This window comes from Actibacterium sp. (assembly GCF_041584535.1).
Classification (GTDB): domain Bacteria; phylum Pseudomonadota; class Alphaproteobacteria; order Rhodobacterales; family Rhodobacteraceae; genus Actibacterium_D.
Genome location: NZ_JBFHDW010000084.1, coordinates 1 through 9,251, shown reverse-complemented (window position 1 = coordinate 9,251; position 9,251 = coordinate 1). Strand labels below are relative to the sequence as shown.

13 protein-coding genes are annotated in these 9,251 nt (G+C 62.9%); 10 read left to right on the top strand and 3 right to left on the bottom strand.

Annotated features, from left to right (window positions below; translation table 11 throughout):
* Positions 1-866: DMT family transporter (locus ABYW26_RS06085; RefSeq protein ID WP_372603898.1), on the bottom strand; the 866-nt coding region annotated here is incomplete at its 3' end.
* Between the two features lie 104 nt (positions 867-970).
* Between ABYW26_RS06085 and ABYW26_RS06080 the strand changes: the two genes are divergently transcribed.
* On the top strand, positions 971-1,309 hold the full coding sequence (locus ABYW26_RS06080; protein WP_372603897.1) for an ArsR/SmtB family transcription factor: 339 nt from the start codon (positions 971-973) through the stop codon (positions 1,307-1,309).
* Here the strand turns inward: ABYW26_RS06080 and ABYW26_RS06075 are convergent.
* Both ABYW26_RS06075 and ABYW26_RS06070 read right to left on the bottom strand, forming a co-directional pair.
* Entirely contained in the window at positions 1,306-2,202 is an 897-nt protein-coding gene (locus tag ABYW26_RS06075) for a DMT family transporter (RefSeq protein WP_372603896.1), read from the bottom strand. The two genes, ABYW26_RS06080 and ABYW26_RS06075, sit on opposite strands and share 4 nt — an antisense overlap.
* Positions 2,193-3,068 carry a LysR family transcriptional regulator gene (locus ABYW26_RS06070; RefSeq protein WP_372603899.1) on the bottom strand — a complete coding sequence of 292 codons (876 nt, stop codon included), beginning with the start codon at positions 3,066-3,068 and terminating at the stop codon, positions 2,193-2,195. Before ABYW26_RS06070 ends, ABYW26_RS06075 begins: the two co-directional genes overlap by 10 nt.
* A 111-nt stretch (positions 3,069-3,179) precedes the next feature.
* Between ABYW26_RS06070 and ABYW26_RS06065 the strand changes: the two genes are divergently transcribed.
* From ABYW26_RS06065 to trmD, 9 genes are all read left to right on the top strand, one after another.
* Entirely contained in the window at positions 3,180-3,776 is a 597-nt protein-coding gene (locus ABYW26_RS06065) for an FMN-dependent NADH-azoreductase (protein ID WP_372603895.1), read from the top strand.
* A 225-nt stretch (positions 3,777-4,001) separates the two neighbouring features.
* Positions 4,002-5,516: a signal recognition particle protein gene (ffh, locus tag ABYW26_RS06060; protein ID WP_372603894.1), complete on the top strand. Its 1,515-nt coding sequence runs from the start codon at positions 4,002-4,004 to the stop codon at positions 5,514-5,516.
* A 12-nt stretch (positions 5,517-5,528) separates the two neighbouring features.
* Entirely contained in the window at positions 5,529-6,134 is a 606-nt protein-coding gene (locus tag ABYW26_RS06055; protein ID WP_372603893.1) for a GNAT family N-acetyltransferase, read from the top strand.
* The gene (locus ABYW26_RS06050; RefSeq protein ID WP_372603892.1) at positions 6,127-6,423 is read left to right on the top strand and encodes a chorismate mutase; all 297 of its coding nucleotides are present in this window, start codon (positions 6,127-6,129) and stop codon (positions 6,421-6,423) included. Before ABYW26_RS06055 ends, ABYW26_RS06050 begins: the two co-directional genes overlap by 8 nt.
* A gap of 40 nt (positions 6,424-6,463) precedes the next feature.
* On the top strand, positions 6,464-6,862 hold the full coding sequence (rpsP, locus tag ABYW26_RS06045; protein ID WP_372603891.1) for a 30S ribosomal protein S16: 399 nt from the start codon (positions 6,464-6,466) through the stop codon (positions 6,860-6,862).
* Positions 6,777-7,151: a hypothetical protein gene (locus ABYW26_RS06040; protein ID WP_372603890.1), complete on the top strand. Its 375-nt coding sequence runs from the start codon at positions 6,777-6,779 to the stop codon at positions 7,149-7,151. The genes rpsP and ABYW26_RS06040 overlap by 86 nt, the downstream gene beginning before the upstream one ends.
* A gap of 30 nt (positions 7,152-7,181) precedes the next feature.
* Positions 7,182-7,694 (top strand): ribosome maturation factor RimM, encoded by a 513-nt coding sequence (gene rimM, locus ABYW26_RS06035; protein WP_372603889.1) that lies wholly within the window; start codon positions 7,182-7,184, stop codon positions 7,692-7,694.
* Positions 7,695-7,696: 2 nt separating this feature from the next.
* On the top strand, positions 7,697-8,503 hold the full coding sequence (locus tag ABYW26_RS06030) for a hypothetical protein (protein WP_372603888.1): 807 nt from the start codon (positions 7,697-7,699) through the stop codon (positions 8,501-8,503).
* A 9-nt stretch (positions 8,504-8,512) separates the two neighbouring features.
* Positions 8,513-9,251, top strand: a 739-nt coding sequence (trmD, locus tag ABYW26_RS06025) for a tRNA (guanosine(37)-N1)-methyltransferase TrmD (protein WP_372603887.1), incomplete at its 3' end; no start/stop codon positions are given.

Here is a 9,251-nt window from a genome sequence, read left to right as displayed (position 1 = left end):
TTGATCAGTCGCCCGTCGATCGCCAGCAGCCCGGCAAAGATCGTCAGCATGCCCAGAACCTGCGCCAGGTGCAGGTCTTCGTTCAGCACCAGCACCCCCAACAGCACCGCCGAGATCGGCGCAACAAAGGTCACGGTCGAACTGGCGGTGGCGCCGACCTTGGGCAGCAGCCAATACAACACGATGAACGAGGCCGAGGTCATCACCAGCCCGATCATCCCCAGCGCCGCCCATGTTTCAGGCAAGGTGATCTGCGGCACGCCTTCACGCCACAGCGCCAGCGGCGCGATCACCAGCGTCGCCATCGTCAGCCCCCATGCGGTCATCGCCGCCGGAGGCACGCCCTTGATCGACCGGGTAAAGTTCATCGCGATCGCATAGCTGACCGGGGCCAACATGGCGAACAGGATCGCCCACAGTTCGGCCCCGCCCCCGGCCCTGAGCGCCGGAATGGCCAGCAGCACGATCCCGGCAAAGCCGCCCAGCACGCCCAGCGACTTGGCAAAGGTCGCGCGCTCGCCGCCCGGCCAGACATGCGACACAAGCACCACCATCACCGGCGTCAGCGCATTGATGATCCCGGCGGCACCGCTGCCAATATGTTCCTGCGCCAACGGATAGATCGCGAAAGGCGCGCCAAAGAACACGAAACCCAGAAACAGGAACTGGGCCAACAGCCGCCGGGTCACGGGCACAAAGCCTCCGACCGCCGCCAGATAGGCCCAACAGCCCAGCGCGCCCAGCGCCACCCGGCACATCGACACCGAAAGCGGCCCCAATTCGCGCAGCAGGATGGCGTTGAAAAAGAACGATGACCCCCAGCCGATACCCAACAGAAAGATCAGAACCCAATATCGCACCGGCATGACCACACCTTTTCCAAACGTGCCTATTGCTGGTCCGGCGCGGGCGGCACTGTCAATTGTTGCGGGCTTTTCCTTTGCGTCACATGTGGATACAGTTTCGCCTCATGGCCCAGCTCGACATCATCTTCGCGGCGCTTGCCGATCCGACCCGCCGGCAGATCCTTGAGATGCTGCTGGAAGATGACATGGCTGTCACCGATGTCGCCGAACCGTTCGAGATGTCGCTTGCGGCGATCTCGAAACACCTGACGATCCTGACCCGGGCGCGGCTGATCAGTCAGGAAAAGCGCGGGCGGGTGAAATGGTGCAAGCTTGAGCCGGACGCCTTGCGCGATGCCTCGGTCTGGATGCAAAGCTTTGGCCAGTTCGAGGCGGTCAATCTGGATGCGTTCGAGAAATTCCTCGCCGCCGAGCTGGGCGAGATGCCCGAGGCCGAGGCCTAGCTCTCGTCCTTCAGCAGCATCCACAGCGCGACAATCGTCATCGCCACCCCGACCAAGATCAGGCCGCGCGGCACGCCGTTGCCTAAGATAATCTCCCATCCGATCACCCAGCTGGGCGTCAGATAGGTATAGGCCATGACCTTGGCCGCGGGCAGGTGTTGCGACGAGAACCGGATCAGCACAAAGGTAAAGGCGCTGGCAAAGATTGCCAGATAGAACACGATCGACCAGTCCTTGGTGGTCAGCCCGGCCCAGTCGGTCGCCGCAATATCGCCCCAGCCATAGGCGCACAGCAGCAGGATCATCGCCACGATCACCGCGAAATTGAAAAACAACGCCGGTTCGCCCCGGTTCAGCTTTTTCAACAGCGGCGTATAGGCGGCGTGAAAGACACAGCCGACGAAATAGACCGCCTCGCCCCGCCCGACGTCAAAGGCCAAAGCCGCCGACAGATCGGCCCGGAAAATCACCCACAGCGCCCCCACCGCGCCCACGGCCAGCGCCAGCGCCATGCGCGGGGTGGTCTTCTGCCGCATGAAGGCCCAGCCGAACAGCGCCGACATGATCGGGGTCAGGGTGAACACCGCCGCCGAGGATACCGGCGGCGCGGTCTTCAGCCCTTCGAACATCAGCACGAAATACAGCGCGAACAGCACCGCCAGCACCAGATAGCGCCACGGTGCCGCGAAATAGCTGCGGCGGAACCCGCGCGTCAGCGCCGCCGCCGCGCCGATCAGCGATCCGGCAATCATGAACCGCGCCGTCATCAGCGCCACGGGGTCGATCTTGTTGGCGATCATGCTGCCAAAGCTGAACGACCCGGCCACCAGCGCTGAAAAGGTCAGCATTGCCAGATGCCCGCGCGCGGCGGGCGACCAATGCGTCAAAACCATGTTTTCGCGGCCTCTTTCAAGGCGGCGGTAAAGGTCTGAACCTTGGCGGTGCGATGCAGATCGACATGGGTGACCAGCCACAGCTCGGTTTCCCATTCGGGGCGCGGAGGCATGACCTGCACCATCCCGTCATACTGCGCCGCCAACCACAGCGTGACAAACCCGATCCCGCCTCCATAGGCGACGGCAATCGCGCCATCGCGGTTGTCCGAGACCCTGAGCCGGATCGACTCGGCCGGGACATTGGCCTGTTGCCATCGATAGAAATTGGCGCGGTGGCCTTCGTCCTGCGGCCCGACAAAGCGGTGCTGGGCGAAATCTTCGGGGCCGCTGGGCATGCCGAATTTCTGAATATAGCTTTCATGCGCGAACAGCGCGGTCTGCACCCGCGCCAAAGGCTGAACGATATTGTCAGGGTCTTCCGGCCGCCGCCCGGCGCGGATCGCCACATGCGCCTCGCCATATTCCAGCCGGAACACCCGCGTGTCACTGATGATCCGCACCCGCAGGTCGCAATGCTGGGCCTGAAACGCAGAGATGACCGGCATGAAGAACGAGGCCAAACCATCAATCGCGGTGATAACCAGTTCGCCGGTCACTGCCGCGCCGTGGCCATGCAGGCGCCCGGCCAGTTGCTCGAACTGGTCGGCGGTGGCCTGCGCGACCTGCAACAGGTCTTTTCCGGCCTCGGTCGGGGTATAGCCGCGCGCGTGACGCTGGAACAGCTTGACGCCCAGCCGCCCTTCAAGCGCGTCGATATGGCGAATGACCGTGGCGTGATGCACGCCCAGAACCTCGGCTGCGCCGCTGACCGTTCCCAGACGCGCAACCTGATAGGCCGTGCGCACTTCGTCCCAGTTTTCAATATCCATCTTATGTGCACCAGATCACAACAGATGTTCAATATCGCCAATTGTGTTCGCTGTCGCAAGGATCATCTTGGTCGGGACAGACATTCAAATGGCAGGAGCCACCCAATGACCCAATCCATTCTTCGCATCGACAGCTCGATCAAAGGCGGCGCTTCGGTGTCGCGTCAACTGACCGACAAGGTGATCGAACGCCTCGTCAGCCAATCCCCCAATGCCAGCGTCGTTGTCCGCGACCTTGCCGCCCTGCCCGCGCCGATGATCAATGGCGATTGGCTGGGCGCGGTGTTCACCGATGCCGCCGATCGCAGCCCCGAACAGGCCGCGATCGCGGGCCTGTCGGATACGCTGATTGATGAACTGCGCGCCGCCGACACGCTGGTGATTGGCCTGCCGATCTATAACTTCAACATGCCGGCGCAGCTGAAGGCGTGGCTTGACCAGCTGGCGCGCAACGGTGTGACCTTTAAATATACCGAACAAGGCCCGGTTGGCCTGATCGAAAACACCCGCGCGATCGTGGTGATGACCTCGGATGGCACCAAGCTGGGGTCCGAGATCGACTTTGCCACGCCCTATCTGAAGCACTTGCTGGGCTTTATCGGCATCACCGATGTGCAATTCGTGGCCGCTGATGCGATGGTGTTCGGCCGCGACGCGTCGCTGACCGCCGCCCATCTGGCCGTGGAACAACTGGCCGCCTGATCCAAAGCGCTCATCGGGCCACCCGGACCGATGAGCGTTTTGCTTGACTCCCCTGCCTGCGCGGCCTAAACCGCCCGAGATTTCCGGAAGTGGCCAAACTTCCGGTCCTTGGCTTTGCAAGGATCGCCCCCCGTCAGCGCGTTGCGCCCACGGGGGACATTGGCGTTTTGAGCGTCCGCGCCTATTTGGGACGGACAAGGGTTAACGGTCTTTGGAGGGCCAGGCATGTTTGAAAATCTATCCGAACGCCTGTCTGGCGTCTTTGACCGGCTCACCAAACAGGGCGCCCTGTCCGAGGATGACGTCAAAACCGCGCTGCGCGAAGTGCGCGTTGCCCTGCTTGAGGCGGACGTCTCGCTGCCGGTGGCCCGCGATTTCGTCAAGGCGGTTCAGGACAAGGCCACCGGTCAGGCCGTGACCAAATCGGTTACGCCGGGCCAGCAGGTCGTCAAGATCGTGCATGATGCGCTGGTCGATACGCTGACCGGCGCCGAAGATCCCGGCGCGCTGAAGATCGACAACCCGCCCGCGCCGATCCTGATGGTCGGCCTTCAGGGCTCGGGTAAGACGACGACCACCGCCAAGCTGGCCAAGCGCCTGAAAGACAAGAACGGCAAGCGGGTGCTGATGGCCTCGCTTGACGTGTATCGCCCGGCTGCGCAGGAACAGCTTGCCGTGCTGGGCCGCCAGATCGGCGTCGATACCCTGCCGATCGTTCCGGGGCAAAAACCGGTCGATATCGCCAAGCGCGCCAAGCAACAGGCGATGCTGGGCGGCTATGACGTTTACATGCTAGACACCGCCGGCCGTCTGCATATCGACGATGTGCTGATGCAAGAGGTCGAGGACGTCCGCAACGCCGTCAGCCCGCGCGAGACCCTGCTGGTGGTCGATGGCCTGACCGGTCAGGACGCGGTCAACGTCGCTGAACAATTCGACGGCCAGATCGGCATTTCCGGCGTCGTGCTGACCCGGATGGATGGCGACGGCCGCGGCGGTGCGGCCCTGTCGATGCGCGCTGTGACCGGCAAGCCGATCCGCTTTGTCGGGCTTGGCGAAAAGATGGACGCGATCGAAGAGTTCCACCCGGAACGGATCGCGGGCCGCATTCTGGGCATGGGCGACATCGTTTCGCTGGTCGAGAAGGCGCAGGAAACCATCGAGGCCGAACAGGCCGAGCGGATGATGAAGCGCTTTCAGAAGGGTCAGTTCAACATGAACGACCTGAAGATGCAGCTTGAACAGATGCTGAAGATGGGCGGCATGGAAGGCGTGATGGGCATGATGCCCGGCATGGGCAAGATGGCCAAACAGGTGCAGGATGCCGGGTTCGACGACAGCATCCTCATGCGCCAGATCGCGCTGATCCAGTCGATGACCAAGAAAGAGCGCGCCAACCCCGCGCTGCTGCAAGCCAGCCGCAAGAAACGCATCGCCACCGGTGCCGGTCTTGAGGTCAGCGAGTTGAACAAACTGCTGAAAATGCAGCGCCAGATGGCGGACATGATGAAGAAGATGGGGAAGATGGGCAAAGGCGGCATGCTGAAACAGGCCATGAAAGGCATGTTCGGCGAAGGCGGTCTGCCCGGCGGCATGGACCCCAGCCAGATGGACCCCAAAGCGCTGGAAGCAGCAGCCAAGCAGATGGGTGTCGGCGGCAAGGGCGGTTTGCCCGGCGGCCTGCCCGGTCTGGGTGGCGGTCTGCCCTCCGGCCTGAGCGGTCTGGGCAAGAAGAAGTAAGAGACAACGACAATGCTTAAATCCGACATCCCCGTTCTGGAAACTCAGCGTCTGGTCCTGCGTGGCCCCGAGCCCGAGGACTATCCGGATTTCAAAGCGACGTTCTCGTCCTACCGTTCGCGGTTCATGGGCGGCCCGCTGAACAAATACGAGGCGTGGATGTTGTATGCGGCCGAGATCGGCCATTGGAAAATCCGTGGCTTTGGCATGTGGATGATCCACGACAAGATCACCGAGGAAACCTATGGCATGGCCGGTGGCTGGCAACCCGCAGGCTGGCCCGAGCGTGAAATCGCATGGATCATCTGGCCCGATAAAGGCGGCCACGGTTACGCGCTGGAAGCCACGGACGCGGTGCGCAAGTATTTCTACAGCGTATGCGGCTGGGAAGGTGCGGTCAGCTATCTGGACCCCAAGAACCTTGACAGTATCCGGCTTGCCGAACGTCTGGGCGCCAAGAAAGACCATGACGCCAAGACCATCGACGGCAATGACGCGGTCTATCGTCATCCCAGCCCCGAAGTCCTGAAATCCAGCCAGATCGCCGACGGCATCGCGCTGGAGATCAGTCATTATTGCGACCCGCTGTTCAAACCGAAAGGTTTTGCAATTGACTGATCCCGTGACCCGCGCCGCCGCTTTGCTGAAAGAGCACCGCGAAAGCATCGACCGTCTGGACGCGATCCTCGTCTATACGCTGGGCGAGCGGTTCAAGCACACGCAGGCCGTGGGCAAGCTCAAGGCCGAACACGAGCTGCCCCCCAGCGACCCCGCCCGCGAGGCGGCCCAGATTGCCCGGCTCGAAGATCTTGCCCAACAGGCCGATCTTGATCCGGACTTTGCCAAGAAATTCCTGAGTTTCATCATTCAGGAAGTCATCAAACACCACGAACAACACCAGAAATAGGCGGCGCCCCCGCCCTTCACCAATCCTAAGGAGAACCCAAATGTCCCTGAAAATTCGCCTTGCCCGTGGCGGCTCGAAAAAACGCCCGTATTACCGCATCGTCGCTGCTGACAGCCGTATGCCCCGCGATGGCCGCTTTATCGAAAAGCTGGGCACCTACAGCCCGCTGCTGCCGAAAGACAGCGCCGAGCGCGTGAAAATGGACGTCGAGCGCGTTCAGTACTGGCTGGGCCAGGGTGCTCAGACCACCGACCGCGTTGCCCGTATGCTGGAAGCCGCCGGTGTGATCGCCAAGACCGAGCGTTCGAACCCGAAAAAAGGCACCCCGGGCAAAGCCGCTCAGGCACGCGCCGATGAAAAAGCTGAAAAAGCTGCTGCCGCTGCCGCTGCTGCCGCTGCTCCGGCTGAAGAAGCTGCCGCTGAAGAAACCGCCGAGTAATCGGCGCCTTTCGCGGAAAGGACCGGCAATGAGCCTCCGTTACCGGATCGGCGTTGCCCACATGAAACAGGCAGAAGCCGCCCGTCCGGGCGGCTTTTGTGCGTTTTCTCATGGCAAGGAAAGCGCGGAGCGCAAATTGGCGGCGGGCGATCAATTGGTCTATTCCGCCCCCAAGACCGATTTCGACGGTGCGACCCATGCCAGAGGATTTAACCTTTATCCGCTCACCCCGGCATTGGGGTATGGCTTTTCGACGCAGTTTGTTCGAAATTCCTCGGGCAGATTTTGAACGGATCGCAACCGCGATGCGGGGGACCGAATGACCGAAGACAGGCTATGTGTAGGGGCGATTTCCGGCGCGTTCGGCGTGCGCGGCGAGGTGCGGCTGAAAAGCTTTTGCGCCGACCCCGAGGCCATCGCGGATTATGCGCCGCTTTATTCCGAGGACGGATCGCGCCAGTTCACCCTGACGATCACCCGCGCCCTGAACGGCGGGTTCGCGGCGCGGCTGTCGGGGGTCGGGACCAAGGAACAGGCCGACGCGCTGCGCGGAACCCGGCTTTTTGCCGACCGCGACGCTTTGCCGGACCTGCCGGATGACGAATTCTATCATGCCGACCTGATCGGGCTTGAGGTTCTGGACACCGGCGGCAAATCGCTGGGCGTGGTGCATGCGGTCCATAACCACGGCGCCACCGACCTGTTGGAAATCTTTGCACCGGGGCTGAAATCAACGGTGCTGTTGCCGTTCACCAACGCCATTGTCCCAACCGTAGACCTGAAGGCCGGGCGCATCATCGCCGACCCGCCCGAAGGGTCTTTCCCGGACTGATCATGGCCGCCCCGACCCAGCGCGTCGTCATCCATGCCGGATTTCACAAGACCGGAACCAGTTCGGTGCAGGACACCCTGCGCCTGAACGGGCCGCTGTTGTATCCGCAGATGGCGCTGGGTCTGCGGCCCAAGCTGAAACCGATCATCCACGCCGCGCGCGGCTATTCGACATGGCGCGATCCGATCTCGCTGGCCAAGACGGCGCTGCGGTTCGGCGATTATGTGCGTCAGCTGGACCTGCCGCCGCGTCGGCAATTGCTGATCTCGGCCGAGGAACTGGCCGGGCACCTGCCCGGACGCGACACGCTGGCCGATTACTCGGCCGCGCCGGACCTGATGCGGGTCTATGCCGCGCAACTGACCGAGATTTTCGGGCGGCGGCTGGACCTGACCTTTGTGTTCTCGATGCGCCTGCCCGAGCCGTGGCTGCGCAGTGCCTATTGGGAACATGTCAAAGCCTCGCGCATGGTGCTGGATTTCGACGATTATGCCGACCGCTATCGCGGCTCGACCGACCTGCCGGCAATCGTCAACGACATCATCACCGAGGTCGCGCCCTGCAAGGTCGAGGCGTTCTGGCTGGAAGATTGCGCCGACCTGCCGCTGGGTCCGGCGACACCGATTCTGGACCTGATGCGCCTCACGCCCGAGCGGCGGGCACAGCTGAAACCGGCGCCGCGCTCGAATGTTGCGCTGGGCGATGCGGTGCTGACCGAATTGCTGGCCCTGAACCGCAGCGGCCTTGACCCCGACGCCCTGTTGGCCGCCAAAAAGGCGGTTCTGGCGCGGGCCGGGCAAAGCAGCTAAAAGCCCGGCATGAGCATCACACCCAAATCCCACGGTCGCCTGTCGATCTCGGCCAGCCTGAAACCGCGCGACCTGATGTCTGATCGGCCGCGCGTCAAGGGCGCGTGGACCGCGCGGGTCATCACGCTGTTTCCCACCGCTTTTCCGGGGGTTCTGGGCGAATCCCTGACCGGCAAGGCGCTGGATACCGGGCAATGGGCGCTGGAACCCATCGACCTGCGCCCTTTTGGCGAAGGCCGGCACAAGAATGTCGATGACACGCCCGCAGGCGGCGGGGCTGGCATGGTGCTGCGGGCCGATGTGGTCAGTGCGGCACTGGATCAGGCCGCTGTCGGCACCCCGAATGACCGGGCGCGCTGGCCGGTGGTCTATCTGTCGCCGCGCGGCAAACCCTTTACCCAAGCGACCGCGCATCGCTGGGCCAAGGCCGACGGTCTTACCATGCTGTGCGGCCGGTTCGAGGGCGTCGATCAGCGGGTGCTGGACCATTACCAGATCGAAGAGGTCAGCCTTGGCGATTTCGTCCTGACCGGCGGCGAGATCGCAGCTCAGGCAATGATCGACGCCACGGTGCGGCTGTTACCCGGCGTCTTGGGCAATCAGGCCAGCACCGAAGAGGAATCGTTCTCGCACGGGCTGCTGGAGCATCCGCAATATACCCGCCCCGCCATCTGGCAGGGGCGCGAAATCCCCGAGGTCCTGCTGTCCGGCCACCACGCCAATATCGAGAAATGGCGCCGCGAACAGG